Origin of the sequence: Nocardia sp. CDC153, assembly GCF_035818515.1 — a bacterium.
Taxonomy (GTDB): domain Bacteria; phylum Actinomycetota; class Actinomycetes; order Mycobacteriales; family Mycobacteriaceae; genus Nocardia.
In genome coordinates, this window is the sequence record NZ_JAYKYU010000002.1 from 960,780 (window position 1) to 986,193 (window position 25,414).

General features: G+C 66.2%; 30 protein-coding genes. 11 read left to right on the forward strand and 19 right to left on the reverse strand.

All coding sequences use genetic code 11. The features are described 5' to 3' along the window. Positions 1 to 72 precede the first annotated feature (72 nt). Genes mhpA through VMT65_RS13020 form a run of 5 tightly spaced genes read right to left on the reverse strand, consistent with a single transcriptional unit; the run spans position 73 to position 5,957 of the window. Positions 73 to 1,632, reverse strand: a complete 1,560-nt coding sequence (gene mhpA / locus VMT65_RS13000) for a bifunctional 3-(3-hydroxy-phenyl)propionate/3-hydroxycinnamic acid hydroxylase MhpA (RefSeq protein WP_326308392.1) — start codon at positions 1,630 to 1,632, stop codon at positions 73 to 75. Then, complete coding sequence (locus VMT65_RS13005) at positions 1,629 to 1,985, reverse strand: DoxX family protein (protein ID WP_326308393.1); 357 nt, start codon at positions 1,983 to 1,985, stop codon at positions 1,629 to 1,631. The genes mhpA and VMT65_RS13005 overlap by 4 nt, the downstream gene beginning before the upstream one ends. After that, positions 1,982 to 3,892, reverse strand: a complete 1,911-nt coding sequence (locus VMT65_RS13010; RefSeq protein WP_326308394.1) for an acyl-CoA synthetase — start codon at positions 3,890 to 3,892, stop codon at positions 1,982 to 1,984. Before VMT65_RS13010 ends, VMT65_RS13005 begins: the two co-directional genes overlap by 4 nt. After that, on the reverse strand, positions 3,889 to 4,827 hold the full coding sequence (locus VMT65_RS13015; RefSeq protein ID WP_326308395.1) for a fumarylacetoacetate hydrolase family protein: 939 nt from the start codon (positions 4,825 to 4,827) through the stop codon (positions 3,889 to 3,891). Before VMT65_RS13015 ends, VMT65_RS13010 begins: the two co-directional genes overlap by 4 nt. Continuing rightward, positions 4,824 to 5,957, reverse strand: a complete 1,134-nt coding sequence (locus VMT65_RS13020) for a VOC family protein (protein WP_326308396.1) — start codon at positions 5,955 to 5,957, stop codon at positions 4,824 to 4,826. The genes VMT65_RS13015 and VMT65_RS13020 overlap by 4 nt, the downstream gene beginning before the upstream one ends. Before the next feature lie 132 nt (positions 5,958 to 6,089). On the opposite strand from VMT65_RS13020, the gene VMT65_RS13025 reads away from it, so the two are divergent. Beyond that, positions 6,090 to 6,740, forward strand: coding sequence for a TetR/AcrR family transcriptional regulator (locus tag VMT65_RS13025; protein WP_326308397.1), 651 nt, complete (start codon positions 6,090 to 6,092; stop codon positions 6,738 to 6,740). Positions 6,741 to 7,016: 276 nt separating this feature from the next. Here the strand turns inward: VMT65_RS13025 and VMT65_RS13030 are convergent, their stop codons facing one another. Beyond that, the gene (locus tag VMT65_RS13030) at positions 7,017 to 7,844 is read right to left on the reverse strand and encodes an oxidoreductase (RefSeq protein ID WP_326308398.1); all 828 of its coding nucleotides are present in this window, start codon (positions 7,842 to 7,844) and stop codon (positions 7,017 to 7,019) included. 100 nt (positions 7,845 to 7,944) lie between these two features. Here VMT65_RS13030 and VMT65_RS13035 point away from each other — a divergent pair, with 100 nt between their 5' ends. Continuing rightward, positions 7,945 to 8,520 (forward strand): TetR/AcrR family transcriptional regulator, encoded by a 576-nt coding sequence (locus VMT65_RS13035; RefSeq protein ID WP_326308399.1) that lies wholly within the window; start codon positions 7,945 to 7,947, stop codon positions 8,518 to 8,520. A 7-nt stretch (positions 8,521 to 8,527) separates the two neighbouring features. Here VMT65_RS13035 and VMT65_RS13040 read toward each other — a convergent pair whose 3' ends face one another. Together VMT65_RS13040 and VMT65_RS13045 are read right to left on the reverse strand one after the other, a co-directional pair. Next, complete coding sequence (locus tag VMT65_RS13040; protein WP_326308400.1) at positions 8,528 to 9,091, reverse strand: hypothetical protein; 564 nt, start codon at positions 9,089 to 9,091, stop codon at positions 8,528 to 8,530. A 385-nt stretch (positions 9,092 to 9,476) separates the two neighbouring features. Next, positions 9,477 to 9,707 carry a DUF3039 domain-containing protein gene (locus tag VMT65_RS13045; RefSeq protein WP_326308401.1) on the reverse strand — a complete coding sequence of 77 codons (231 nt, stop codon included), beginning with the start codon at positions 9,705 to 9,707 and terminating at the stop codon, positions 9,477 to 9,479. 182 nt (positions 9,708 to 9,889) lie between these two features. Here VMT65_RS13045 and VMT65_RS13050 point away from each other — a divergent pair, with 182 nt between their 5' ends. Beyond that, a complete protein-coding gene (locus tag VMT65_RS13050; protein WP_326309161.1) occupies positions 9,890 to 10,240 on the forward strand; it encodes a DUF3099 domain-containing protein in 351 nt (116 codons plus the stop codon). Here VMT65_RS13050 and VMT65_RS13055 read toward each other — a convergent pair. Further along, positions 10,237 to 11,481, reverse strand: a complete 1,245-nt coding sequence (locus VMT65_RS13055; protein ID WP_326309162.1) for an MFS transporter — start codon at positions 11,479 to 11,481, stop codon at positions 10,237 to 10,239. The genes VMT65_RS13050 and VMT65_RS13055 overlap by 4 nt on opposite strands. 247 nt (positions 11,482 to 11,728) lie before the next feature. Between VMT65_RS13055 and VMT65_RS13060 the strand changes: the two genes are divergently transcribed. The 3 genes from VMT65_RS13060 (at position 11,729) to VMT65_RS13070 (ending at position 13,983) form a co-directional block, all read left to right on the forward strand. Then, positions 11,729 to 12,721 (forward strand): GlxA family transcriptional regulator, encoded by a 993-nt coding sequence (locus tag VMT65_RS13060; RefSeq protein WP_326308402.1) that lies wholly within the window; start codon positions 11,729 to 11,731, stop codon positions 12,719 to 12,721. Beyond that, complete coding sequence (locus VMT65_RS13065) at positions 12,718 to 13,461, forward strand: VOC family protein (RefSeq protein WP_326308403.1); 744 nt, start codon at positions 12,718 to 12,720, stop codon at positions 13,459 to 13,461. Before VMT65_RS13060 ends, VMT65_RS13065 begins: the two co-directional genes overlap by 4 nt. Positions 13,462 to 13,545: 84 nt before the next feature. Further along, entirely contained in the window at positions 13,546 to 13,983 is a 438-nt protein-coding gene (locus VMT65_RS13070; protein ID WP_326308404.1) for an ester cyclase, read from the forward strand. A 578-nt stretch (positions 13,984 to 14,561) separates the two neighbouring features. Here VMT65_RS13070 and VMT65_RS13075 read toward each other — a convergent pair. Beyond that, a complete protein-coding gene (locus VMT65_RS13075; protein WP_326308405.1) occupies positions 14,562 to 15,038 on the reverse strand; it encodes a macro domain-containing protein in 477 nt (158 codons plus the stop codon). Between the two features lie 150 nt (positions 15,039 to 15,188). On the opposite strand from VMT65_RS13075, the gene VMT65_RS13080 reads away from it, so the two are divergent. Continuing rightward, positions 15,189 to 15,728 (forward strand): hypothetical protein, encoded by a 540-nt coding sequence (locus VMT65_RS13080; RefSeq protein WP_326308406.1) that lies wholly within the window; start codon positions 15,189 to 15,191, stop codon positions 15,726 to 15,728. A 442-nt stretch (positions 15,729 to 16,170) separates the two neighbouring features. Here VMT65_RS13080 and VMT65_RS13085 read toward each other — a convergent pair whose 3' ends face one another. Next, positions 16,171 to 16,749: a DUF7691 family protein gene (locus tag VMT65_RS13085; RefSeq protein WP_326308407.1), complete on the reverse strand. Its 579-nt coding sequence runs from the start codon at positions 16,747 to 16,749 to the stop codon at positions 16,171 to 16,173. 301 nt (positions 16,750 to 17,050) lie between these two features. On the opposite strand from VMT65_RS13085, the gene VMT65_RS13090 reads away from it, so the two are divergent. From VMT65_RS13090 to VMT65_RS13100, 3 genes are read left to right on the forward strand one after another with little or no spacing between them, the layout of a single operon-like run. Next, on the forward strand, positions 17,051 to 17,674 hold the full coding sequence (locus tag VMT65_RS13090; RefSeq protein ID WP_326308409.1) for an ArsR/SmtB family transcription factor: 624 nt from the start codon (positions 17,051 to 17,053) through the stop codon (positions 17,672 to 17,674). Further along, entirely contained in the window at positions 17,671 to 18,405 is a 735-nt protein-coding gene (locus VMT65_RS13095) for an SRPBCC family protein (protein ID WP_326308410.1), read from the forward strand. Before VMT65_RS13090 ends, VMT65_RS13095 begins: the two co-directional genes overlap by 4 nt. Before the next feature lie 27 nt (positions 18,406 to 18,432). Continuing rightward, positions 18,433 to 19,005: a dihydrofolate reductase family protein gene (locus VMT65_RS13100; RefSeq protein ID WP_326308412.1), complete on the forward strand. Its 573-nt coding sequence runs from the start codon at positions 18,433 to 18,435 to the stop codon at positions 19,003 to 19,005. Positions 19,006 to 19,071: 66 nt separating this feature from the next. Here VMT65_RS13100 and VMT65_RS13105 read toward each other — a convergent pair whose 3' ends face one another. Beyond that, positions 19,072 to 19,638, reverse strand: coding sequence for a CGNR zinc finger domain-containing protein (locus tag VMT65_RS13105; protein ID WP_326308413.1), 567 nt, complete (start codon positions 19,636 to 19,638; stop codon positions 19,072 to 19,074). A gap of 115 nt (positions 19,639 to 19,753) precedes the next feature. Here VMT65_RS13105 and VMT65_RS13110 point away from each other — a divergent pair, with 115 nt between their 5' ends. Beyond that, the gene (locus tag VMT65_RS13110) at positions 19,754 to 20,617 is read left to right on the forward strand and encodes an NAD(P)-dependent oxidoreductase (protein WP_326308414.1); all 864 of its coding nucleotides are present in this window, start codon (positions 19,754 to 19,756) and stop codon (positions 20,615 to 20,617) included. 62 nt (positions 20,618 to 20,679) lie between these two features. On the opposite strand, the gene VMT65_RS13115 is transcribed toward VMT65_RS13110, so the two are convergent. From VMT65_RS13115 to VMT65_RS13145, 7 genes are all read right to left on the reverse strand, one after another. Continuing rightward, complete coding sequence (locus VMT65_RS13115; RefSeq protein WP_326308415.1) at positions 20,680 to 21,252, reverse strand: F0F1 ATP synthase subunit B family protein; 573 nt, start codon at positions 21,250 to 21,252, stop codon at positions 20,680 to 20,682. Beyond that, positions 21,249 to 21,755, reverse strand: coding sequence for a F0F1 ATP synthase subunit B (locus VMT65_RS13120; protein WP_326308416.1), 507 nt, complete (start codon positions 21,753 to 21,755; stop codon positions 21,249 to 21,251). Before VMT65_RS13120 ends, VMT65_RS13115 begins: the two co-directional genes overlap by 4 nt. Positions 21,756 to 21,763: 8 nt before the next feature. After that, positions 21,764 to 22,021 (reverse strand): F0F1 ATP synthase subunit C, encoded by a 258-nt coding sequence (locus VMT65_RS13125; RefSeq protein WP_040810042.1) that lies wholly within the window; start codon positions 22,019 to 22,021, stop codon positions 21,764 to 21,766. Between the two features lie 44 nt (positions 22,022 to 22,065). Next, complete coding sequence (atpB, locus tag VMT65_RS13130; RefSeq protein WP_442789966.1) at positions 22,066 to 22,830, reverse strand: F0F1 ATP synthase subunit A; 765 nt, start codon at positions 22,828 to 22,830, stop codon at positions 22,066 to 22,068. A gap of 26 nt (positions 22,831 to 22,856) precedes the next feature. Next, positions 22,857 to 23,168, reverse strand: a complete 312-nt coding sequence (locus VMT65_RS13135; RefSeq protein WP_326308418.1) for a hypothetical protein — start codon at positions 23,166 to 23,168, stop codon at positions 22,857 to 22,859. Between the two features lie 232 nt (positions 23,169 to 23,400). After that, positions 23,401 to 25,014 (reverse strand): solute symporter family protein, encoded by a 1,614-nt coding sequence (locus VMT65_RS13140; protein WP_326308420.1) that lies wholly within the window; start codon positions 25,012 to 25,014, stop codon positions 23,401 to 23,403. Beyond that, positions 25,011 to 25,349, reverse strand: a complete 339-nt coding sequence (locus VMT65_RS13145; protein WP_326308421.1) for a DUF485 domain-containing protein — start codon at positions 25,347 to 25,349, stop codon at positions 25,011 to 25,013. Before VMT65_RS13145 ends, VMT65_RS13140 begins: the two co-directional genes overlap by 4 nt. Between the last annotated feature and the right edge of the window lie 65 nt (positions 25,350 to 25,414).

The following is a 25,414-nucleotide window of genomic DNA, read 5'->3' on the forward strand; positions in this document are numbered from 1 at the left end:
GCGGTAGCGATCACGCATAATTCCGCTACCTTAACACCCGCTCTGACGGCATCGTCACGAGTGGCATTCGCATCAATCGGTGGCTTCCCGGGTCGCCGAGTCGGTATGCGCCGGACGCCTACCCGGAGTGAAACTCGGCAGTGACGAACACAGATCCGAGAGCGTTTTTCCGCAGGTCTGCACGGTGCCGTCGGGGCGAACCAGTACGGCGTCGGCGTGACCGTCGCGCAGCCAGCGATGCAGCGCGGTACCCGGCATGGCACGCAACACCACACCACCCCGCTGTTCGACGGTCGCCGCGTCCACCGGCGAGGGGGCGGATGTCGTGATGACCGTGTAGCGCCCGGCGATGAGGTCGTCGACTCGACGGCCGTCGGGTAGGCAGTCGTTGGGGACCAGCCGTCCGGCCAGACCTCGCCGCAGCGGCGGCGCGGTCACCAGCGCGGAGCGGTGCAGCGGTGGGGATTCGCCGCTGATGATCGTCTCGGTCAGGCCGGGTAGCAGGTGCAGTCGCGGAGCGAGCAGGCTGCGCAGTCGATTGCCCAGTTCGCCGCCCTCGGTCATGGTCAGGCCCATGAGTTTGGCCAGGCGGATCATCATGTGCGCGTGTGGTTTCCGCTCGGTTTCGTAGGTGTCGAGCACGGATTCCGGCAGTTCGCCGCGCAGCACCCCGGCCAGCTTCCAGCTGAGGTTGGCGGCATCGCGCACGCCCGCGCCCATGCCCTGGCCGATGAACGGCGGGGTGAGGTGGGCGGCGTCGCCGAGCAGGAACATCCGCCCGGCACGCCATCGGTCGGCCAGTTGCGCGCGGAAGGTGTACTCCGCCACCCGGACCAGCTCGAAGTCCTCGCGGTCGGCGTCGGACAGCCAGGGGCCCAGCAGTGGCCACAGGTGGTCGAGATCGCGGTAATCGTCCGCGGATTCGTCTGGCCGCAAACGGAATTCCCACCGGTGGCGGGCCGTGCCGATGCGCATGTAGGTCGCGGCTCGACGCGGGTCGCACACCTGGTGCACGCCTCCCCAATGCCCGGGATCGATCGTGGTCGCGAGGTCGACGACCAGCCAGCGCTGCTCGAATCGCAAGTCGCGCATGCGCGTGCCGATGGCGGTGCGCACCAGGCTGTTCGCGCCGTCGCAACCCAGCACGTAGCGGGCGCGCACCGACTCGGGTCCGCCGGTCGCGCGGTCTTCGAAATCCACTCGGACACAGTCCTTCTCGACTGTCAGTCCGGTGACTTCGACACCGCCGCGCAGCGAGACCGCCGGATGCTGGATCAGATTGGCCCGCAACAGCGCCTCCAGCTCCGGCTGGTCGAACAGGTTGGCTTCGGGGAAGCCATTGCGACCCCCGGCCGGATCGCGGTCGAATTGCGCCAGCACCCGATGCCGCGGATCCACCAGGCGCAGCCCGAGGGCGGGCCGGGTGATCGCGTCGAATCCCGAGCCGATGCCGAGAGTTTCGACGATCCGCCGGATCTCACCGTCGAGATGGACGGCGCGCGGCTGCGGGTAGACGCCCTCCCACCGCTCGAGGACCAGCGATTCGATGCCGTACTGGGCGAGCAGCGTGGCCGCGGTGAGCCCGGACGGACCCGCACCGACGATCACCACCGGAACCGGGGCGGCGTTCATGAGGGCTCACCCACCACCGTGGCGACATAGGCCGCGGCGGACACGGCGGTGAGAGCGGCGGGCACGAGATCGGCTGCGCCGTCACCGTTTCGGAGGTGACTGGCGACCGCACCGGCCATCAACAACACCAGTCCGGCACCTGCCGCCCGGCCGAGCGCGGGGCGGCGAAGTCCGAGCAGCAGCCCACCGGCCGCGAGGAGTTCGATCGCGCCGATGCCGCGGTAGGCGGTGGTGGAATACCCGAGATGGGCCGCGCGTTCGCGCATCGGCGCGACCGCCGCGACCTTGGCCGCCCCGAGGGACAGGAATTCCGCCGCCAGCACGCCCGTGAGCACCTTCGGCACGGTTTTCATTGCCGCACCTCGATTTTCGAGTCGATCGCATAGCGGCCCAGAATCGCTTCGACCCCATTGCGGTCGGCATCGGAATCGAGTATGACGGTGGCGGCGATCGTGCCGTCCTCGACGGCGGCGTTGACACCGGCGACACTGGGGACGGTCGCCAGCGCGTCGAGAAGTTCGCGGCGGGTGGCGTCCGCGCGCAGGCCCAGCTTGTAGGGTTTGCCGACATCGGTGACGGGCAGGGCGTCGAGGATGGTGACCGTCTTGGGCGCGGCGGCGCGCTCGTGCACGCGTTGTGCGGCCCATGCCACCAGGTCGTCCTCGGTCACCTCGGACTCCGGCGCGACCGTGACATAGGCGACCGGGACCTCACCGGCGTGCACGTCCGGTCGCCCGACCGCGCCGGCCGCAGTGACCCGCGGGTGGCTCAGCAGGGCGTCCTCGATGCTCGCGGGATCGATATTGTGGCCGCCGCGGATGATGAGATCCTTTGCGCGACCGTGCAGATGGATGAAGCCGTCGGCGTCGATGTGGGCCAGGTCGCCGGTGCTCAGCCACCCGTCTACCAGGGTGCCCAGGCCGTCGAGGCGATGGCCGTTTTCGTCGCGGTCGGTGACGTACCCGGCGAAAACCGTTGGGCCACTGATGGTGAGTATGCCGGTCTCGCCCGCGGACAGCCGCTCCCAGGTCCCGTCCTCGCTCGGGCGGACGACCGCGACCTGCTGATAGGGCATGCGCTGCCCCACCGCGCCGGGCCGGGGAGCGTCGGGATAACTGCGCGCCGTAGCGCAGGTGGCCTCGGTGAGGCCGTACCCCTCGACCAGGGTGACCCCCGTATGACGCTGGAAGTTCTCCCGCACCGCGAGCGGCAGGGGCGAGGCACCGACCATCGCGTAGCGCAGGCTCGAGATGTCGGCGTCGATCGGGCATTGGGCCAGTACCGCGTACACCGTGGGCACCGCGCTCATCGCGGCAATCCGGTAGTGCGCCACGATCTTCCAGAACTCCGCATACAGCGCGAAGTCCCGGTAGCCGAGCGGACCGGCCCACACCACCGGCTGGCCCCGGAACAGCGGTGCGAGCAGGGTCACGACCAGCGCGTTGACGTGGAACAGCGGCAGCGCCGCGAAGATCACCGATTCTTCGTCGACCATCGAGTTGGCGGCGATCATCCACGCGTTGGCGACCTCGCCGGAGTGGCGGTGCGCGGCCAGCTTCGGCACGCCGGTCGTGCCGCCGGTGTGGAACAAGGCCGCCAGGTCCGAGGCCGCCGGCGGCTGCCCGAGAAAGCGGGTCGAATCCTGCTCGGCGGCCAGGGCATCGAGGTAGCCGACCAGGATGTCCGCGATCACCGGCAATTCCGGTGCGGGCTCCGGAGCCTTGGTCGGACGCAGCACCAGCACGGCGTCGACCAGACCGCGTTCGGCCAATTCCCGTGCGCCGTCCCAGGAGTCGAGCGAAAGCTCGGGACCGGCGACGATCAGGACCCGCGCGCCCGAGCGGCGCAGCAGTTCGGCGATGTGATCGGGCGACAGGCCGCCGTTGATCGGCGCGGCGATGCCCGCCAGCTGGGCGGCCAGGGTCGCCGGGACCAGCTCCGCGCAATTGGGCGCGATCAGCGCCACCGCATCGGTGCGGCGCACGCCCAGCGTGTGCAGCAGGTTGGCGTACCGGTGGACGTCGCCCAGCAACTGGGAGTAAGTGCGCTGCAAGGGTTCTCGCCAGCGTGATGCCTCCGGAAGCACGGTGAGCGCGGTGCGCTCCGGCCACCGTGCCGCCGCGCGGACGAGCAGGGCGTAGGTCGATTCGGGCAAGCCTCGCGCCTCGAGCGGCACCGCCTCGATCGCGGCCAGGTCCTCCGGACCGGCGTAGCGGGGCCACAGCAGTTCCTCGGTGCCCAAGGTCGTCAAGTCGGTCATCGGGCGTACCTCACGACCGTGCGCTGGCGTCCCAGGTCCAGGGCGCCGTCGTCGGTGCCGATCGCCGCCTCGACCACGTCCCCGTCCTTCAGATACTTCGGGTTCTTGGCCTGACCCTGGAAGAACATCTTCCACTTGACCTTCGGCGGCAGCAGCGAGCCGATGATCTCCACCGGCTTCGGCGGGGCACTGAGCGCGGTGCCCACGGGGGTGCCGGTGAGCAGCAGATCTCCGGCGTCCATCCGCTGGAAGCGGGTCAGCGCACGCAGCGCCTCGACCGGCCGGTAGATCATGTCCGCGACCGTCATGTCCTGGCGCAGCTGGCCATTGACCCACAGTCGCAGCCGCAGATCGTCGAATCGCTTCAGCTCATCGGCGTCCAACAGCACCAGCGCCGGGCCGACGGGAGTGAAGGTCGGATACGACTTCGCCTCGTAGAACTGGGTTTTCGGCAGCTGGACATCGCGAGCGGAAACGTCGTTGGTGACGACCAGGCCCGCGATGTAGTCGGCCACGTTCTCCGCGCTGATCTCCGAACCGACCGACATCTCACGGCCGAAGACCAGACCGATCTCCACCTCGTAGTCGAGCAGGCTCACGTGCCCGGGCCGGATGATGTCATCGTGGGGTCCGCTGATCGATCCGGATGCCTTGCGGAAGAACGTGAGCGGCACCGTCTCCGGATCCATGCCCGCGTCCTTCACGTGGGAGGCGAAGTTCGTCATCTGCGCCACCACACGGCACGGCGCGGTCACCGGCGAGATCAGCGAAAGACTCTCCACCGCCACGGTTTCCGCGCCGGATGCGGCCGCGGCGATCGCGTCACGGTCGGCGATCAGTTCCCGCGTGGTCGTCGCGGCGGTGTCGATGCGGGCCGCGCCCGCGGGGGTCCGCACCCACCAGGCGTCGGCGGTGCGGAGGATGGATGTGCTCATGAATTGGCCACTTTCAACAGGCCGCGCAGGCGGCGGAGATCGAATTCGTTGTCCTCACGCAGCGCGTCGACAATCGAGCGCAGTTCGCGCAGCGATTCGGCGCCGGGCTTGATGCCGAGGAAGTCCTTGGTCACGGGCGGACCCCATTGCGCCAGACCGGAAGCGCTCATCGGCGCCCAGCCCGGCTCGAGGGTGCAGTCGAACATGTCGCCGTCGCTGAAGTGTTCGACCATGAATCCGTCGGGATCGCGCCAGTAGTCGAAGATCTGGCTGCCCTGGATATGGCGGCCGATCCCCCACGACCGGTGATAACCCTGCTCGCGCAGGTACTCTCCGCCCGCGGCGAGCGCATCCAAGTCGGCGACCTGATACGCCGAGTGCACATACCGGTTCGACGGCCCGAGCGTCAGCGCGAGCGTGTGATGGTCGGCCGGCACCGAACCCCGGTCACAGCGAATGAAACTCATGACCGGACCACGCTCCCGCTGGCCCGGGTAGTACAGGAAGTCGCTGACGATCAGACCCAGGTTCTGCAAATACCAGTCGAGGGTCTCGCGGTATCGCGTCGACTGGATCACGACGTGTCCGAGCCTGCGCACGCGCGCCGGTGCGCGCAGCGGTCGCTGCGTCGCATTCACCCGGGCCACCTCGTGCCCGAAGTTGAACACGTGCGGCCGTTGCGTCGGCAGGGCTTCCAGTTCGTGGGTCTCGGCGACCACCCGCACCCGCAGCCGACTCGGATCCACCAGATCGACGGTCAGTCCGCCCAGCGACTCCGGCAATGGCACGGCGCGCGCACCGGTCGCATCGGCTAGTCGCAGCAGATCGGCGGAATCGGCGGCACGGAAGGCCGGACCGACGAAACGCGAGCGGCTCCCCCGCCGGATGAGCACGCAGGGCGCGCCCGGATCAGTCCCGCGTAGCTGCAACTCGTCCACCGTGCGCGAGGCGGTCGCGAATCCGAAGGCGTGGGCGAAAGTCTCCGCCCGGTCCAGGTCGGGCTTCTCGAACTCCAGCCACGCCAGATCCAGCACCTTGACCACGGGATTGCCCGCCCGGCCCGGATGCTCGCCCGCGTGCGCCCCCTGCTCGCTGTGCAGACCGGTGTGTACGTCGTGATGGCCGCTCATCGACCACTCCCTTCCAAGTACTGACGATATCGTCACTTACGGACAGGGTGTCAGTCAAGCGTGTCTGACGATTCCGTCAAAATTGATTCGAGCGGCTACGATGGGGGCCTGGACAGCAGGAGAGGTGTATCGATGTCCGCGAGCAATGGGTCGGGACCCAACCGCCTGGAACGCCGCAAGGCCCGCACGCGCGCCGCGCTGATCGGCGCGGCGCAATCGCTGCTGGCCGAGGGCAAGATCACCGTGCCGATCCTGGAGATCACCCAGGCGGCCGACGTCGGCATGGGCTCGTTCTACAACCATTTCCAGAGCCGCGAGGAGCTGTTCCAAGCCGCCGTCGAGGAAGCGCTCGACCGCCACGGCGCCCTGCTCGATCTGCTGTGCGAGGACGTCGAGGATCCGGCCCAGGTCTTCGCGCAGAGCTTCCGCCTCACCGGCCGCCTGCACCGCCTGCATCCCACCCTGAGCAAGGTCCTGCTCAATGACGGTCTCCGCCTGGCGAATTCGGACCGCGGGCTCGCGCCCCGCGCCCGCCGCGATATCGAAGCCGCGGTCAAGGCCGGGCGCTTCGACATTCGCGATCCGGAACTGTCGATGACGATCGTCGCGGGCGCGGCCGTGTGCCTCGGCCAGCTGCTGCACGACCACCCCGAACGCGACGACGCCGAAGCCTCCGACCAGGTGGCCGAGGACCTGCTGCGCATGTTCGGCCTCTCCCCCGAGGAAGCCCACGAGATCTGCCGCCGCCCGCTGCCGTCATTGGACCTACTGCCCGCCGACTGACGGACGGCAGAACCGCATCAATGGACTTGCCCCACAACCGAACAGCGGCGACGCCAGCTGCGGCAGAGGAGGAATAGCCCGCCCACTCCCGCGCAGGAGCCCACCCGCTGAAAGGGCCCTGTCGATGCCCTTCCAGCGCTCGCCACTACAGCGCGAAATCGGCTTCGATCACCAGCCGACCAGTGCGGTCGTCCGCGGGAGACGAGATCTCTCCCTAACCTCGCCACCAGCCGGTTCCGTCAGCGGCATAGTGTGTTTGCCGCTGGCTATGATCTGTCAGTCACGGAACCCAGTGGCGCGCTTGATGATCGCGTCGAAGGCGCGGTCGGGCAGCAGCCATTTCACGAAGATCAACGGTCGGGCGCCGAAGCCGACGGTGTAGCGGGTCTTGGGGCGGCGCGCGGTGACGGCCTTGCCGATCGCGTCGGCGATCACCCGGGGCGGGGAGTTGCGGCGGGGGTTGGCTGAGCTCAGCGTGGTGGCCACCGCCTGGGCTTGGGTGGCGTAGGCGGTGTCGCCGGAGACCTTGCGCAGGTGATCGGCGGCGATGCCGCCCCATTCGGTGGCGATGCCGCCGGGCTCGATCACCACGACGTTGACACCGAAGGGCTGGGCCTCCAGGCGCAGGCAGTCGCTGAGTCCTTCGAGGGCGAATTTGGTGCCGTGGTACCAGCCACCGAGCGGGGTGTAGATCTTGCCGCCGACGGACGTGACGTTCACGATCGTGCCCGAGCGTTGTTCGCGCATATGCGGAAGCACCAGTTGCGCCAGCCGAGCCGCACCGAAGACATTGACTTCGAACTGGTAGCGGGCCTCGTCGAGGGGCACGTTCTCGACCGCGCCGTAGGAGCCGTATCCGGCGTTGTTGACCAGCACGTCGATGCGCCCGGTCTCACTGATGATCCGGGCGATGCCCGCGGTCATCGACGCGTCGTCGGTGACGTCCATGGCCAGCGGACGGATGCCGTGGTCGGTGAGTTTCTGCAGGCGGTCGACGCGCCGCGCCGCGCCGTAGACGGTGTAGCCGAGGTCGGCCAGTTTGCGGGCGGTGGCCTCGCCGATGCCGGAGGAGGCTCCGGTCACGAGGGCGGTCTTGGTGGTCATATGGCCTCCCAGCGGTAAGATGAACTGCGGTTCACGTTCTATCATGAACCGCAGTTCACGTTATTGGCAAGTATCGACCGACCACTGTGAGAGACATTCCATGACCCAGGCCCGAGCCCCGCGCGCCGACGCGGTCCGCAACCGCACCAAGATCCTGTCCGCCGCCCGCGAACAGATCACCGCCCACGGCCCCGACGCGGGCATGGACCAGATCGCCGCCGCGGCCGGGGTCGCCGTCGGCACCCTGTATCGGCATTTCCCGACCAAGACCGACCTGGTCGCGGCCGTGGTCATCGATCACGTCGCCAGGATCGCCGACGACGCCGAAGCCGCTTGCGCGCGTGTGGAATCCGGGGCACGCGCCTGGGACGAGATCACCGGGTTCCTGACCGGGGTCATCGAGCTGACCGCCACCAACCACGCCGCCAAAGCCGCCGCACAAGCCCTCGGCGCGGACCCCGCCGCCAAGACCGAGGAAGACCGCGCCACCACCGCGCTCGCCGTCCTCATCCAGGCCGGACAAGCAGCAGGCGACATCCACCCCGACGTCACCGTCGGCGACATCTACCTACTGTTCTCCTCCGCCCCCACCAGCCAACCGCACTCCGCCCGCACCCGATGGCTCACCCTCGTACTACCCGGCCTGACAACCCAGGCCAGAACCAGCAATCCCTGAGACACGTCTAGGTCGCTGCCAGTGCTCGCGCAGAGCCCAGACGCGGCGCACTCGCCACCGCGATACTGATGCGGGCGACGCTCACCAATGCGCCGAGCGTGACCGGAAGCACCACCAGATCCCTTGGCGCTTCGACGATCAGGGTCAGCAAGGTGATCAACAATGTCGCGTCGATGAACACCGCGACCGCCGCCGTGACGAGCAGCGCCTTCGCGGCCAACCGGGTTGGGACGCGCACGAACCGGCTCGCGCGTCCGGTCGCGGCGATGGCGGCGACGGCGCACGGCACACCGACCAGCACGGCGAATACCATCGCCACGAGTCCGATGACCGTCAGCGAGCGCGGTACGGCGCCGAAGGACCCCAGCAGCGCCGCGGCGCCCCACAGCAGCCCGACGACCTCATGCAGTTCGCTGTGGGCACCACTGGACCTACCGTGATCGGAGCGCGTTCGGCGGCCGAGTTGTGCGCTAGGTTTCCTTCGCGACGGCTCGTGGTGGAGATGCCACTCACACACCCGACCGATCGTTTCGTCGAGAGCTCCGAAGACGAGGGACTGGTCGTCTGGCAAGAGAGCGCGTATGCGGTGTGCCGCCTAGATGAAGGGCCGGAACAGGCGCGACGGATACTGCTGCAACATGATCCGTCGTTCTCATATCGCGCGTTCGTGACAGGCCATGAGTTTCCGCCACGTCGGCGGATGCTCAGAACATCGGTATCGAGGCGATCGTTGTCGGGGCCTACGACGGTGAAGGCGTCGTCGCAGCCATCCGCAAGTGAGCGGTACACAAACGCCCTGACCAGCAGAAACGGGCAGTCCTTCGTCATCCACCCACCGATGACGAAGGACTCGACCGAGCGGACCCGCTCTCGAATCCGCCGAAAGTGGCACTCAAAGTGGCACTTCAGAGCCACAAAACGCCCACCGAGCGGCCGAAATGCCTGGTCCTAGAACATCACTTTTTCATCATGTCGTAGATGCGCTTGCAGTCCGGGCAGACCGGGGAGCCCGGCTTGGGGGAACGGGTGACCGGGAAGACCTCGCCGCAGAGGGCGACCACGTGGGTGCCCATGACGGCGGACTCGGCGATCCGGTCCTTCTTCACGTAGTGGAAGACCTTGGGGGTGTCGTTGTCGGTCGATTCGTCGACGGTCTCGTCCGGACGGACCAGGGTGTCTGCGCTCACCCGTCCATGATGCCAGGGTGGGGCCGGGGCTTCAGAACAAGGCCCGGAGCGGGCGGCGTGTGCATCCGACGCGCTGTAGTGGAAGACTCGGGAGCATGCAGCGTGACGGCGAATCCCCAGCCGACGGCACCAGCGGCGAGGATCGCCCCGACGTCGAATTCCTTCCCGCCGGATCGATCCCCATGCCGCCGCGCCCGTCGCAGGGCTACTTCCCGGGCGAGCAGAAGCAGCATCCGGCGCTCATCACCGAGGCGCAGCTCTCGCTCGAGCAGCAGCATCGCAATCGGGTGCGGCGCTATATCGCGATCATGTCGTTCCGGATTCCGTGCCTGGTCGGCGCGGCCGTGGCGTACAGCGTGTGGCACAGCTGGTGGTTGTCGCTGCTGATCATCGGCGTGTCGATTCCGCTGCCGTGGATCGCGGTGCTCATCGCCAACGACCGCCCGCCCCGCAGCAAGGACGAGCCCAGCCGGTGGGACGGGCGACGCAATCAGACGGCGCTGGAGTCGCGGCCGCACAAGGCGATCGACTAGGCCGCGGCGAGCTCCACGCGTGGCCTGCGGATGCTCGCCGAGAACACCGCCGCGAGGCCGCACAATCCGCCAGCGATGAACCACGCCATCGTGTAGCTGCCCTGCGCGTCACGGATGACGCCCGCGCCGAAGGCAGCCAAGGCCGCGCCGATCTGGTGCGAGGCGAAGACCCAGCCGAAGGCGACCGGTCCGTCCGCGCCGAAGTTCTCCCGGCACAGCGCGACCGTGGGCGGGACGGTGGCGATCCAATCCAGGCCGTAGAAGATGATGAACGCCCACATGCTGGGGTGCACTTCCGGGCCGAACAGGATGGGCAGGTACAGCAGTGAGGTGCCGCGCAGGGTGTAGTAGACGACCAGCAGGTATCGGGAGTCGAAGCGGTCGGTGAGCCAGCCCGACGCGATGGTGCCCAGCACATCGAAAAGACCGGTGACCGCGAGCAATCCGGCCGCGGTGGTCGCGGGCATGCCGTGATCGTGGGCGGCGCTCACGAAATGGGTGCCGATCAGGCCGTTGGTGGACGCGCCGCAAATGGCGAAACCGCCTGCCAACAGCCAGAACACGGGCCTGCGGACGATCTTGGCCAGCACCGTGACGGCGCGGGCCGCACCACCGGGGGCCGAGGTGCGCACCCCCACCTCACTGCCGGGCTCGGCACCGTAGGCGAGGACTCCCGCGTCACTGGGAAAGTCGCGCAGGAACAACAGCACCAGCGGCACCACGGCCAACGCCAGCAACGACACCACGAGAGACGGTGTGCGCCAGCCGTGATCACGCGCCAGGCTGGCGATGAGCGGCAGGAACACGAGCTGCCCGGCCGCGCCCGCGGCGGTGAGGACACCGGTGACCAATCCCCGATTCCTCACGAACCAACGCCCGGTAATGGTGGCCACGAATGACATCGACATCGACCCCACGCCGACCCCGACCAGCACACCCCAGGTGGCGATGAGCTGCCAGGACTCGGTCATGAGCAAGGTCAGTCCGCTGCCCGCGGCGATCAGCAGCAGCGCGGACGCCACCACCCGCCGAATCCCGAACCGATCCATCAGCGCCGCGGCGAACGGTGAAATCAGCCCGTACAGCACGACATTCACCGACACGGCAGCGCCGATGGTGCCGTGCGACCATCCGAACTCGTCGTGCAGCGGATCCATGAGCACACCCGGCACCGAGCGGAACCCGGCCGCCCCGATCAGCGCGACGAAACTCACCGCCGCCACGATCCACGCCGGATGCAACCCGGTCCGCGCGGGCGGATCCGTCGGGTCCGCGCCGGACCGGGTCGCGCTGTCGGGTAGATCGGTCGCGGCGGGGAGCAAGCCACCAGGCGGGGTCGCGCCCAATGGCGTTGCGCCGTCGGTTGATTCCCGGTCGAGATCGTCCTTCAGTTCGCTCACCGGTCGAGCGTGACCGAAAACGGGTTTCCGGACGAGTGGCCTGAATGCCACAATGCGTCAAGATCCAGCCATCGAGACAGGGAGGATCATGCCGAACGCATCGACACCGCATCTGGTGGCCGTCCTCGTGGTGGAGCCGACCGTCGGGTTCGATATGGCGATTCCACCGGTCGTCTTGGGCGCGGCCGCCGACGAGGACGGGAACCCGCTGTACGAGGTCCACACTTGCGGGGTATCGACGGGTGGGGTCGCCGCGACCACCGGGTACACCGTCATTCCCGAGTACGGTCCGGAGTTGCTGGCGCGCGCCGACACCGTGATCGTGCCCGGCACCCGGATCCCCGGGCCGCGCCAGACTGGCGAGCTGCCGGCCGATCTCACCGCCGCGCTGGCCACCATTCGCCCCGACGCCCGCATCGTCTCCATCTGCACCGGCGCGTTCGTGCTGGGCGCGGCCGGGATTCTGGACGGCCGCCGCGCGACCACGCACTGGCAGTTCGCCGATCGGTTCCGGGCGCTGTATCCGAACGTTCTGCTGGACGAGAACCAGTTGTTCATCGCGGACGGAAACGTCTGGTCCTCGGCGGGTTTGGCGGCCGGAATCGACCTGTGCCTGCACCTGATTCGCACCGATCACGGCAGCGCGGTCGCCAATGGCGCGGCCCGCTACTGCGTGGTGCCGCCGTGGCGCGAGGGCGGGCAGTCGCAGTTCATCGAGCGGCAGGTTCCCGAGGCGGGCAGCGACGGCACCGCACCGACACGCCGGTGGGCGCTGCATCATCTGGATCGAGATCTGGACCTGAACTCCCTTGCCGCGCATGCTCATATGAGCGTGCGCACCTTCACCCGCCGGTTCAAGGCCGAGACTGGCATGGCGCCGGGCGCCTGGATCCTGCAGCAGCGCATCCGGCACGCCCGGCACCTGCTCGAGACCACGGATCTGCCGATCGACGAGGTGGCGCGCAGCGCCGGAATGGGCACCTCCGCCTCGCTGCGCCACCACATGCGCCTGGAACTGGGCGTGCCCCCGCTGGCCTACCGCAAGACCTTCCGCAAGCGCGAAACATTGGAGACAGCATGACAATTCGTTGGGTGTGGGCCTTCCTGGACCGTCCCGCCGCACAATTCGACACCGCCGCCGAGTTCTGGACCACCGTCACCGCCACCACCCTGTCGCCGACCCGCGGCGACCACGACGAATTCGTCACGCTACTCCCGAAATCCGGCGCACCCACTCTCAAAATGCAGCGGATCGACGGCCCGGCACGCATCCACCTGGACCTGGACGTCGACGACGTCTCCGCCGCCACCGACCGCGCGGTCCAGCTCGGCGCCACCCTGGCCGAGGACAACATCCTCACCGAGCGCATCGGCTACGCCGTCCTGCACTCCCCCGCCGGAATGCCGTTCTGCATCACGCCCTTTCACGACGACGCGGGCCCCCTCACCCCGACGGTCGAGGGCCCATCCGGCGACCTCAGCCGCCTGGACCAGATCTGTCTCGACATCGGAAACACCGACTACGACATCGAATCCCGCTTCTGGACCGATCTCACCGGCTGGGCGTGGCGCCCGAGCACCCTCCCGGAATTCGCCCGCCTCTCCGCCCGCCCCGACATCCCCGTCGACTTCCTCATGCAGCGCCTCGGCGAATCCCGCCCCACCGCGGCGCATCCCGATCTGGCCTGCACCGACATCGAAGCCACCGCCACCTGGCACGAATCCCTCGGCGCCCACCGCACCTCCCGCGGCAAACACTGGATAGTCATGTCCGACCCCACCGGCCACCCCTACTGCCTCACCAGCCGCAAACCCGCCTGACACCGCACCCGGGTTGACATGGTCTCACTGAGACCATACTCTCGCCTCATTGAAACCATCTCAATGAGACTATTGGAGAACCCGATGTCGACCTCGACCCTCGAAGCCGCCAACAAGGACGCCATCCGCCACTTCCTGAAGGTGGGTGACGTCGAAACCCGTGACCTCCAGGCGATCTGGGATTGCTTCACCCCGGATTGCGAGTTCCCGACCCTCGCCCAACGCACCGGCAAGGAAACCTTCACCGTCGACGACTACAAGCTCTTCCTCCTGACCTACTTCGAAGCCCTCCCCGACGCCACCTTCACCCCGGAAGAGCTTGTCGCCGAAGGCGATCGAGTATGGGTCCGCATCACCATCCGCGGCACCCACTCGGCCCCACTCCGCGGCATCCCCGCCACCGGCCGCCCGGTCGAATACACCCAACTCGGCATGTACACCCTCCGAGCCGGCAAAATCGCCTCCGCCCGAGCAGTTTTCGACGACCTCACCCTCCTCCGCCAAATCGGCGTCGAGCTGTAAGCGGGTGTACCAGCCGCATCAGCAGACGGGAAGAGCCCAGACCACCGACCCAGTGATTGCTGAAATGTTGCCACGGCGCTTTACTGAGGTATGGATGGTTCGGCTCTACTCCCGGTACTAATAATCGCGATCGGATTCTTCGGCCCGCTGACGTTGATGGTCCTGCGGTGGCGACGAATCAGGCGGTATGGCGTCAGCGGAGGCGAATTCAACCATCCGCTCGCAACGGCAGGGTACGGCGGAGTGCCACCGGCCACCGTCATCCAGGAAAACTTCGGCGGCACCACCACCGTGCAACCGCAAGTCACCACCAACACCGGCGCTGAGCCACACCCGACCATCGAAGGGCCACCAAGAACCGGTGATTGAACCTCTACCACTCCCCCTTGCCCGGTTCACGTCGGCGCGTGGTAGCGGCGAGATGCCCGCTCGAGTTGATCATGGGCCGAAACCTGCACAATGACCGTTGGTTTGACAGAAAACTGCCCTCCCAACGCGATTTGTGCACGAATAGGCCCATCGTCCGGAATCGACTCCCCAGCGGTCGACGGCAGATCAGAGCGTTGTGGGAAGCCAGCTCATTCCAGGTCGTACACAACGACACCGATGTGACGGCTGGATACGCGCGCGCGAATGAGGGGTTCGATCCGGTTCCAGGTTCCACCTGCCAGGCCGCATCCGATACGGGGCATGTGTACCGAGGCGTTCGATGCTGCGGCAAACTCGGCCAGTTTCTCGAGGGCACGATCGACCGCCTCATAGCGAATCGGCGCTCCGCCGCCGCTCGACCGGATCCCGTGCTGGCCGATCATGTTGGCCACGTGGACATCCGGTGCGACTTGGACGAACTGCACCGCGCCCAGCCCGAAGTCGTTGAACTCACGCCGCTTGTACCAGTCACGGTAGGCAAGCTCGGGTTGCTTCCATCGTGCGGACACACCGACAACGAAGCCCTTCCCCCACCGACCAAGGTCGTTGCAGATATGCGCGATGATCGCGGATCCGTCAGCCTTGGGGACGGTTGCGTCCCCGGTCCTATAGATGATCTCAGTCATGCCCATGGTGTCCTCCCGCGCCGAACATAGCTGCGGCCACCGACACATCCGGTCACCCAACCCGCCCGGGTTGCGGCAAGTAGTGTGTTGCCGTGGGTCCGGTTGGATTGTGGAGTGCGGGTTTGCCGCACATAGGACACGATGGTCTGCGTGGCGGATCCTTTGCAACTGTGTGTCGGTAGCTACTACGACTCCGGGATACAGCGCTGGCCAGGGGCAGAACTTGTTTTGACCACCGAAGGATGTTTGTTGCTCGTCGACCAGGTCTCTCCGACTGCTGAGCAGATTGCCGAGTTCGAAACCGCGCAAGCGGAATTCGCCTGGATCGAGGGGCGGCACAACGGGATCCTGCTCTATCGATTCGGCGAAACCCCTTGGAAGAGTGTTCCTTTCAATCCGCACGAAGACACACCGCCAGGCATGAGCGCCGGCCTTCCTTCGGTCGAATTCCGACAGCGTCTGGCGGTCTCGGTTGGCCTGGCCGACGTCGATCGTGCCCCGGTGGTGGCCGTACGCACCATTCGATGGCCCGAGCACTTCGCCAGCACGATCAGTGCGACAGTGCGGAGACTGGCGCGGCGGAGCTTCGATCACGCCGCCAGGATCGACGAGGCCAACTACCTGCACCTGTTCGTCGGGAACGAGCGGCTGCCCCAGCGTGCACAGGCGCGCTGCACGAGCACGAGCTGATTCGCAGTGCGCCGACGTCGTTTGCTGTGATTCGAGGAACGCGGTGCGCCAGACATGGGTAGTCGAGGGATGTTGGGTCGACGAAACTAATTGACTATCCGGCCGAAGATGTGCTGGTGTGCCCCAGTGACCAGACGCGTTTCGCCTCGAGAACTATGGGGTCGGATGTCGCCACAGGCCCGAGCCGAGTTCGACCATCTGATGATGTCGGGCAAACCCGTTCATGCCATCCGCTGCGTCCGTGAACATCTCGGGGAGCCGCTTCCACACCTTCACGACTGCATGGACCTACTTGGCCTACGCGCCGACGACCTCGGCTGGCGACCCCGGACCCCCCACGCCCAGACTGAATCAGAACCAAACCCGACTCCTGGGCAATAGCGCGTACTCGAGCCCACCGAAGCCAGTTGCAGCTTGCCGGGCATGGATCACGTTGCGGACGCTAACCGGCCCAGAAGCCGATGAGATCCTTGTTCTCGGTGACGGATTGGCGGAACCATGTGGCGAGGGGGGCCGCATAGCCGCCGTGGTCGTCGGGGCCCGCGGCGTTGGCTTCCCATTCGGGTAGCAGTTCGGCGCAGCTTTCCTTGCCGATATGGCCCCAGCCGGTCGAGTCGGTGAAGGGGAACAGGTCGCCGTCCATATCGCTGGCCAGGCTGAGGATCTCCTCGGGAAGTCCCTTGTAGCCGAACCAGAAACTGACGTCGCCGATGTAGGGGCCGAGATCCTCGCAGATCAGTTCCAGCGCTGAGATGTAGGCATCGGCGTGGTCCTCTTCGAAAGGCCCACCGGCGAAGATCGCCTGGAGTGCTTGTGGATGCTGCGCGTCCTCGCAGCGGTAGCACTCTTCACAGTCGGCGCCTTCGCAGTCCGCGGCATCGCACGGTTCGCAACAGCCGTCGCCGGGATCGTGCTTCGGCAGTTCGGCCAGCAGCCGCCCGAGAAACTCCTCGTCCTTGGACCCGATAACCGCCTCGACCTCCGCGAGATCGACCAGATACACGTGCAAAATATGTGACACGCTCGAATCCTATTCAGCCCCACCGACAACCCGGCCCGGCTGAGTTCTTCACGTAGCGAGCGCGCACCAAATGCATTGGTGCAGGCAATTTATCGACGTTTGGCTGCCAGAATGCATGCTCGTCGAGCATACGGAAATCGGCAACGCAGGACAGTTTTCGACGACCTCCCACCCTCCTTCGCCAGATCGGTGTCCGGGGCTGATCCAGTGCCACGGTGCGCTTTGGTTTGGGCTGGACATCCAGCCCACCGACAAGCAGAACTGTCTTGACAAAAAAATTTGTCGGTGAGACTGTGGGTGAGTGCTCGATGTTGCTGTGATCGCGGATCCTGCTGCGGCCTCTTCTTCCCTGGACCCGATTCGGTCCCGGATTCTGGCTGCGCTGGCCGAGCCTGGGTCGGCGGCCATGTTGGCCGTTCGGCTGGGGTTGCCTCGGCAGAAGGTGAATTATCACCTTCGGGAGTTGGAGCGGTTTGGGCTGGTGGAGCTTGATTCCGAGCGGCGTAAGGGCAATGTCACCGAGCGGGTGTATCGGGCTTGCGCCGCGTCGTATGTGATCTCGCCCAGCACGCTGGGGGCGGTCAGCCCGGATCCGTCGCGCGCGCCGGACCAGATGTCCGCTCGATGGTTGCTGGCGTTGGGGTCGCGGCTTGTGCAGGAGGTGGCCGAGCTGATCGGTGGGGCCAGCCGGGCCAAGCGGCGGGTCGCCACCTTCGGGATCGACGCGCACGTGCGATTCGCTTCGGCGGCGGATCGGGCGGCCTTCGCCCAGGAACTCTCGCAGGCCGTGGCGGCGCTGGTCGGCCGCTATCACGACGAATCCGCCGCGGGCGGGCGCACCCATCGCGTGGTGGTCGGCATGCACCAGATCCCCACTGTCGCACCGGGCGTCGAAAACGAAGCAGGACAGGAGAATCCGCGATGACCAATCCGTTCGAGATCGAGTTGGAGATCAGTCTCGACGCGACACCGGAGCAGGTGTGGGAGGCGATCGCGACCGGACCCGGAATCGACTCGTGGTTCATGGGGCGCAACGAAGTTCAGGCGCACGAGGGCGGGATCGCCGCCATGGACACCGGCGGCCGACGCGAAGAAGCGACCATCACCGCCTACGAACCCGGCAAGCGATTCGCCACCCGCACCGACGCCGACGCGGACGGCCGGTTCATGGCCTTCGAGTACCTGATCGAAGGCCGCGCGGGCGGCAGCACGGTGCTGCGGGTCGTGCACAGCGGCATGCTCGGCGACGACTGGCAGGACGAATACGATGCCCTGCGCCGCGGCTGGCCCTTCCATCTGCACACCCTGAGCGAATACCTCACCCATTTCCGCGGCCGCACCGGCACTCCGGTTTTCGCCGTGGCCAATGGCTCATCCGGACAACAGGTTCAGGCGGCGCTCGCCGAGGCCCTCGCCCTGCCCACTCCCCCGGCACCGGGTACGCCGGTGCACGCCCGGCCGACGGGACTGCCGCCGCTGGACGGCGAAATCGTGTGGGCCGATGACGAACGCTTCGAGATCCGCACCGGCGACGGACTTTTCAGCTTCCATCACGCGCCCACCGGGCTGACGGTGATGTTCCATCACCTGTTCGACACCGCCGGAGACGATGCCGAAAACGCCTGGCAGCGCTGGCTCACCGCCACCGTCGCCTGACAACCACACTCACACAAGGAGATTCCCATGCGCACACTCATCAGCTCGGCCTTCGTCTCCCTCGACGGCGTGGTCGAAGGACCCGGCGGCGAACCCGAATACCGCAACTCCGGCTGGACCTTCAAGGACATCGATTTCGTCCCCGAGGCCTACGAGATCAAGGGCACCGAGCAGGACGAGGCCACCGCGTTGCTGCTCGGCCGGGTCAGTTATCAGGCGTTCAGCCCGATCTGGCCGGACCGCGAGGAGTTCACCGGCTACAAGGCCATGCCCAAATACGTAGTCTCCACCACCCTCACCGATGCCGACCTGGTCACCAACTGGGGCGAAACCACCATCCTGCGCTCACTCGACGATGTCGCAGCGCTCAAGAACACCGAAGGCGGACCGATCCTCATCCACGGCAGCGCCTCCCTCAACCGGCACCTGGCCGACGCCAACCTGATCGACCGCTACCACCTGCTGGTGTTCCCCGTGCTCCTCGGCGCCGGAAAGCGCCTGTTCCCCACCACCGACAAGGACGCCCAGAAACTGCGCCTCGTCGATTCCGCCACCTACTCCAACGGCATCCAGAAAAACGTTTTCGACGTCATCCACTGATGGCACCGACTGGCACATCTTGGAGGGGTTTTGTCCAATTCCGCCTCCAGAATGTGCCACTCGGCCTTACAGGGGGGTGGGGTGGGTCATGCGGGACTTTTTGGCCTTGTTGCCGCAGGTGTTCATGGAGCACCAGCGGCGGTTGAGGGCTCGGCTGGTGTCTACGTAGAGGCCGGCGCAGCCGGGGCCCTCGCAGGATTTGATGCGGGGGCGGGTGGGGCCGCCGAGGGTGTGGATGGCGTTGGTGGCCAGGATGCTCAGGGCGTCTCGGACGGGGGATGTCTTCGTTAGGTGCCATTGGGCGCGTTTGCCTTGTTCCAGTACGGCTTTCGCGTGTCCGGCGGCGGCGATGGCGTTGAGGGTGTCGACGTCGGTGGGATTCGGGTGTTTTCCCGCGGTGATCGCCGAGCCGATGCGGTAGATCGCCTCGCGCAGCTCGAGGGCGTGGTGCAGGTCGGTCGACGACACGTGGGGGATGTCGAAGTCCGCGGCCTGCAGCCACAGTCGCAGTCGGGCGGGGGTGTCGAGTCGCTCGCGGGGTGCGGTGCTGGCGCGATCGCTGACGGTGGCGGTGAATCGGAACGCCAAGACCTCGTTGTCCAGTCGGAAAACCCGACGTGCGTCTTCGGTCATTCCAGCCTCCACGGTGCGCGACAGCAAACTTCTGAACCGTCTCGGGCGGTTCGACATCAGAATAGCCCGGATGGCATGCTTGAACCGTCTTAGACGGTTCTAGGAAGGGAAGCTCATGAGCGGCATCGCGGTCATCGGTCTCGGAGTGATGGGCCGGCCCATCGCACGCAACCTGCTGAAAGCCGGTCACGACGTGGTCGTGTGGAATCGGTCCGACGGGCCCGCGGAGGAACTGGTCGCGGCGGGTGCTCGTCGGGCCGAGTCGGTCGCGGAGGCCATGCGCGAGCCGGTGGTGTTCTCGATGCTGTCCGACGACCGGGCTGTCGCCGAAATCTTCCTCGACTCAGGGGTTCTCGCGCAGGCTCCCGACGGGGCCGTGCATGTCAACCTCGCGACGGTGAGCACCGAGCTGGCGCGGCGGGCGAGCGCGGCGCATGCCGAGCATGGGGTCGGATACCTCGCGGCACCGGTCTTCGGGCGTGGTCCGGTCGCCGAGGCGGGGATGCTCAACATCCTTGCCGCGGGCGAGCCCGCGCTGATCGATCGGGTGCAGCCGTTTTTCGATGTGATCGGCTCGCGGACATGGCGGCTCGGTGATCGTCCGGAGCAGGCCAATATCGTGAAGATTCTCGGGAACTATCTGATCGCCTGCGCGATTCAGTCGATGAGCGAGGCCGTCAGCGTCGCCGAAGCCGCGGGTGTCGACTCCGAAAAGTTCGTCGAGCTGTTGACGTCGACGCTCTTCCCGGGAGTCGTCTACTCCGGCTACGGGTCGATGATCGCCGAACGGCGTTACCAGCCAGCGGGATTCACCACGCTGCTGGGCAACAAGGATCTTCACCTCGCACTCGGAGCGGCCGCCGACCACGACATTCCACTCCCGATCGGCGAGCTACTGCGAACCGTCTTCGCCCAAGCCATCGCCGACGGTCACGGTGCCGACGACTGGGCGGTCATCGCGGAACAACAGCCGCGCTGAAACGAGCCCTGGTCGGGTCCGGTCGCAACCGGATCCGACCAGGGCTCGGAGTCGAAAGTTGGCTACTTGCGCTCGGTTTGGGGTTGTTTGCGCGCCTCGCCGGAGTTGGCCAGGGCTTCGAGGTCCTCGAGGAACTTGTCGATGCTGTCGGCGCGCTGCTGGGGCGAACCCAACTGCTCGCGGACCTTTTCCTCGGTGAGGGCCAGCATGGCCGCGGCCAGGTCGGCCTCCAGGTCCCGGATCATCTGCCTGCGGTACTGCAGGATTTGATCGCGGCCCTGTTTGCGAACCCGCTCCACCTCGGCGGCCGCCGCCTCGCGCATCTGCAGGATGATGCGATCGGCATCGGCCCGGGCCTCCTCGCGCATGCGCTCGAGTTCGGCCTGGGCCTCGGCCACGGCATTGTCGTAGGCGGCCTTGGCGGCGGCCAGGCGTTCGGCGGCCGCCTCGCTTTCCTCGAGTTGACGCCGAATCTGGTCCTGGGCGTTGTTCATGATCCGTTTCACCGGTGGCACAACGTATTTGACGAAGAACCAGACGATGACCGCGAAGCCGAACAACTGGCTGAAGAAGACGGGCCAATCGAAGGTGATGTCGTAAATACCCTCGGCGAGATGGGTACCGGTGAGGATCATGCGGACCCCCGTCCTCTCTGCTGGCCCGCGCTGGTCCGGGCACGATCGTTGCTGCCGAGGACCCGGCCTGCCAGGTCCTGGGCGAGCGGTTCGACGGCTTCGCGTAGTTCGGCGGCCACCTGGTCGGCCTCGGCGCGTAGGTGCGCCGTGGACTCGGCCACGATCTGGTCGGCCTCTTTCTGCGCCTCGCCACGCATTTCCTCGAGAATGGCCCGCCCCTGCGCCCGCGCCTGGTTACGGATGTCGGCCGCCTCCTGGCGGGCCTTCTCGAGTGCGGATTCGTAGCGCGCCTCGGCTTCGGCGAATGTTTCGCTCGCCTCCTTGGCGGTGGCCGTCGTGACCTCGACACGTGCCTCCCGTTCCGCCAACACTTTTCGTATCGGCGGAACCACGAAGAACCAGATGACCGCGAGCACGATCAGGAAGATCAATAACTCGGCGAAGAAGGTGCCGTTGGGGACCAGAAAGTTCCCCGCGGCCTCCACATCCGTTCTGGGAGACATGATGACGTCTACTTACCTGGAGTAGCGAATACGAACAAGGCCATGAACGCTAGATTGATGAAGTATGCCGCTTCGACCAGACCGACGGTCAGGAAGAAGTTGACGCGCAGGCGGCCTTCGGCCTCCGGCTGCCGGGTGACACCGTTGATCAGAGCGGCACCGGCCAGACCGTCACCGATACCCGCGCCGATGGCACCGCCCGCCAGAATGATGCCGCCGCCGATGAGAGCGCCCTGGACGATACTCGCGGTTGCTGGGTCTGCCATTTTTCACTTCCTTTGGGGAATTGTTCCTGAAACGCTGAAGCGTCTCAGTGGTTTTCACTCTCCAGCGACATCGACTGGCTGAAGTAGAGGATGGTCAGCAGGGCGAAGATGAACGCCTGAATGGCTCCGACGAAGAGGTCGAAGATTTTCCAGATGGCATTCGGACCCCAGCTGATCCAGAACGGGAACAACGTGATCACCGAAACCATGACGCCGCCCGCGAACATGTTGCCGAAAAGTCGCAAGGACAGCGACAACGGTTTGGCGATTTCCTCGACCACATTGATGAAAACCATGGGGCCCCACCCGGTGTGACCCTTGAGCAACTGCTTCACGTGCCCGCCGGGCCCGCGCCGCCACGCGCCCGCCGCGTGATAGAGCAGGAACACGAACAGCGCCAGCGAGAGCGTGAAGTTGAAATCGGAGGCCGGGGGTGCGATCAATTCGCCCGAACCGTACTGAACGGGCAAGACCGACAACCAGTTCGACAACAGGATGAAGGTGAACAGCGTGACCGCCAGCGGCAGCACGAACGGCGCGATCTTCATACCGATCGCCGTCTCGACCTGATTGCGCATCTGGACGGTGACGGTCTCGAAGAACAGCTGCACGCCGTTGGGGACGCCCGAGGTGATCTTGGCCCGTAGGTAGAAGGCCAGACCCAGCACGATCAGCGCCGCGACCCCGGTGGACACGATGGTGTCCACATTGAAGGTCATGCCCCACAGGTGGGCTTGCGCGTGATCGCCGACATGGATCTTGGACTCCCCCGAGGAATCCTCGGCGGCCAGCAGCGCGGGCGCCGACATGTGGGCAAAGGTGGCAACAGGAATGCTCATGATTGCTGTCGAAGCCCTTTCACCTCGGGCAGAACCGTATGCAGAACGAGGATCAATTGGAACAGGGCCAGCCCGAAGAAGATTCCGACACCGTAGGGCCGCGTCAGGAATGCCACCACTATGGACAATGCGGTCAGAATCAGCAGACGGGAGGCCGAGGAGAGCGCCAGCTTCTGTTTGCTGGGAGTTTCCGCATCGGTGATGCGCACAATCGACATCCAAGTGAGCCGGGCATTAACCCAGCCGAGTGTCAGACCGGTGGCGACGAATACGCCCAGCAACAATCGATCCAACGCCCCTGTGACCATCAATGCCAGTATGCCGAAAGCGATTGCAATAGCAGTCGCCCTGCGCATCCGGAGCCTGTTGAGGTCCAATACGACACCGCCTCGCCGTCATCCCACCTCGTAGTGGGGCCGTGCATGATCAATAGCATACACAGCCCAACCACGTTGCGTGCCAGTATTTTTGATCTTCAAAATGTTGATCTTGAAATTCTGGAACGGCTTTCAGCGAACTTTCGGCCACTTTATTCGAGCATCAATGATGCACAGCTTTTTCCGCTCCGACGCCGGTCAACGACCTAACCTGCATCTCGGCGTACTTCTCATCGTTGCGTTCACGCGAGAGCACGGTTCCCAGCCAGCCCAGAGCGAACGAAACCGGGATGGACACCAGCCCCGGGTTCGACAGCGGGAACCAGTGGAAGTCCTGCGATTTGATCATGGCGGTGGGCGCCCCGGAGACCGCCGGGGAGAACACGATCAACACGATCGTGACGGCCAGTCCGCCGTAGATGCTCCACAGCGCGCCGGCGGTGTTGAAGCGCCGCCAGAACAGCGAATACAAGATGGTCGGTAGGTTTGCTGAGGCCGCCACCGCGAACGCCAGCGCCACCAGGAACGCCACATTCTGATTCTTTGCCAGAATGCCGCCCACGATCGCCAGCGCGCCGACGACCACCGCGGTGATCCGCGCGACCCGCACCTCGTTCACCCGGCCCTCACCGGTGCCGCGCTTGATCACATTGGCGTACACGTCGTGCGCGAAGGACGCCGAGGCCGTGATCGTCAGGCCCGCGACCACCGCCAAGATCGTCGCGAACGCCACGGCCGCAACGAATCCCATCAACACCGGCCCGCCCAGTTCGAGCGCCAGCAGCGGCGCGGCCGCGTTCTCCTTGCCCGGCGCCTTGGCGATCTTCTCCGGCCCGACCAGCGCGCCCGCGCCATAGCCGAGCACCAGCGTGAACAGATAGAAGACACCGATCAACCCGATCGCCCACACCACCGAACGCCGCGCGTCCTTGGCCGTCGGCACGGTGTAGAACCGCATCAGCACGTGCGGCAGCCCGGCCGTGCCGAGCACGAGAGCCAGTGCGAGAGACAGGAAGTCGAGCTTGGTGGTGCCGTTCTTGCCGTACTTGAAGCCCGGCTGCAACAGCTTGGCCCCGGTCTTGCCGCCGTGGTCGACCGCGCTCTGCAGCATGCTCGAGAAGTTGAAGTCGAAGCGCCCGAGCACCCACACGGTCATGGCCGCGGCCGCGCCGACCAGCAGCACCGCCTTGACGATCTGCACCCAGGTGGTGCCCTTCATGCCGCCGACGAGCACATACACGATCATGATCGCGCCGACGATGGCGATCACGAGATTCTGTCCCGCCGAACTGGATACGCCCAGCAGCAGCGAGATCAGCACGCCCGCCCCGGCCATCTGCGCGAGCAGATAGAACAGACTCACCGCCAGCGTCGAGGTGGCCGCCGCGGCCCGCACCGGCCGCTGCCGCATCCGGAAGGCCAGCACGTCGCCGAGGGTGAATTTGCCGGTGTTGCGCAGCAATTCGGCGACCAGCAACAGCGCCACCAGCCAGGCCACCAGGAATCCGATGGAGTAGAGAAAGCCGTCGTAGCCGTACACCGCGATGGCCCCGGCGATGCCGAGGAAGCTGGCCGCGGAAAGGTAGTCCCCGGAGATGGCGATGCCGTTCTGCGCCCCGGAGAACGCGCGCCCGGCGGCGTAATAGTCCGCGGCCGTGCGGTTGTCGCGGCTCGCCCACACCACGATGCCCAGCGTGATGACGACGAAGATCGCGAAGATGGTGATGTTGAGGCCGGGGCGGCTGCCCTCGACGGCCGCCGCGAGGTAGGCGTTCACAGCGCCTCTCCTTCCAGTTCGTGTCGAATCGCCTCGGCCGTCGGATCGAGCTTGCGGTCGGCGTACCAGACGTAGAACCCGGTGATGGCGAAGGTCGAAATGAACTGCCCCAGGCCGAAGATCAGGCCGACGGTGATGTTCCCGCCGATCTTGTGCGACATGAAGTCGTGCGCGTAGTCGGCCAGCAGTACGTACAGCGCGTACCAGGCCAGGAACAGCGCGGTCATGGGGAAGACGAAGCGCCGGAAGCGCGAACGCAGACGCTGGAACTCGGGACTGTCATAGACCTGCGGCCAATCGGGGTCCGGTCGGCCGGTCTGGGTTTCAGTTGTCAACTGCGATACCTCCTGGTGATCCGGGTCACACTAGCAACGAACCCTGTTGCGAGCGGGCCGAATAA

Bases quoted from the DNA above. Each gene is read 5' to 3' on its own strand.
- mhpA (WP_326308392.1), bottom strand. From the start codon at position 1,632: ATGAACGCCGCCCCGGTTCCGGTGGTGATCGTCGGTGCGGGTCCGTCC.
- VMT65_RS13005 (WP_326308393.1), bottom strand. From the start codon at position 1,985: ATGAAAACCGTGCCGAAGGTGCTCACGGGCGTGCTGGCGGCGGAATTC.
- VMT65_RS13010 (WP_326308394.1), bottom strand. From the start codon at position 3,892: ATGACCGACTTGACGACCTTGGGCACCGAGGAACTGCTGTGGCCCCGC.
- VMT65_RS13015 (WP_326308395.1), bottom strand. From the start codon at position 4,827: ATGAGCACATCCATCCTCCGCACCGCCGACGCCTGGTGGGTGCGGACC.
- VMT65_RS13020 (WP_326308396.1), bottom strand. From the start codon at position 5,957: ATGAGCGGCCATCACGACGTACACACCGGTCTGCACAGCGAGCAGGGG.
- VMT65_RS13025 (WP_326308397.1), top strand. From the start codon at position 6,090: ATGTCCGCGAGCAATGGGTCGGGACCCAACCGCCTGGAACGCCGCAAG.
- VMT65_RS13030 (WP_326308398.1), bottom strand. From the start codon at position 7,844: ATGACCACCAAGACCGCCCTCGTGACCGGAGCCTCCTCCGGCATCGGC.
- VMT65_RS13035 (WP_326308399.1), top strand. From the start codon at position 7,945: ATGACCCAGGCCCGAGCCCCGCGCGCCGACGCGGTCCGCAACCGCACC.
- VMT65_RS13050 (WP_326309161.1), top strand. From the start codon at position 9,890: ATGCCGCCGCGCCCGTCGCAGGGCTACTTCCCGGGCGAGCAGAAGCAG.
- VMT65_RS13060 (WP_326308402.1), top strand. From the start codon at position 11,729: ATGCCGAACGCATCGACACCGCATCTGGTGGCCGTCCTCGTGGTGGAG.
- VMT65_RS13065 (WP_326308403.1), top strand. From the start codon at position 12,718: ATGACAATTCGTTGGGTGTGGGCCTTCCTGGACCGTCCCGCCGCACAA.
- VMT65_RS13070 (WP_326308404.1), top strand. From the start codon at position 13,546: ATGTCGACCTCGACCCTCGAAGCCGCCAACAAGGACGCCATCCGCCAC.
- VMT65_RS13075 (WP_326308405.1), bottom strand. From the start codon at position 15,038: ATGACTGAGATCATCTATAGGACCGGGGACGCAACCGTCCCCAAGGCT.
- VMT65_RS13095 (WP_326308410.1), top strand. From the start codon at position 17,671: ATGACCAATCCGTTCGAGATCGAGTTGGAGATCAGTCTCGACGCGACA.
- VMT65_RS13100 (WP_326308412.1), top strand. From the start codon at position 18,433: ATGCGCACACTCATCAGCTCGGCCTTCGTCTCCCTCGACGGCGTGGTC.
- VMT65_RS13105 (WP_326308413.1), bottom strand. From the start codon at position 19,638: ATGACCGAAGACGCACGTCGGGTTTTCCGACTGGACAACGAGGTCTTG.
- VMT65_RS13110 (WP_326308414.1), top strand. From the start codon at position 19,754: ATGAGCGGCATCGCGGTCATCGGTCTCGGAGTGATGGGCCGGCCCATC.
- VMT65_RS13115 (WP_326308415.1), bottom strand. From the start codon at position 21,252: ATGATCCTCACCGGTACCCATCTCGCCGAGGGTATTTACGACATCACC.
- VMT65_RS13120 (WP_326308416.1), bottom strand. From the start codon at position 21,755: ATGTCTCCCAGAACGGATGTGGAGGCCGCGGGGAACTTTCTGGTCCCC.
- VMT65_RS13125 (WP_040810042.1), bottom strand. From the start codon at position 22,021: ATGGCAGACCCAGCAACCGCGAGTATCGTCCAGGGCGCTCTCATCGGC.
- atpB (WP_442789966.1), bottom strand. From the start codon at position 22,830: ATGTCGGCGCCCGCGCTGCTGGCCGCCGAGGATTCCTCGGGGGAGTCC.
- VMT65_RS13135 (WP_326308418.1), bottom strand. From the start codon at position 23,168: ATGGTCACAGGGGCGTTGGATCGATTGTTGCTGGGCGTATTCGTCGCC.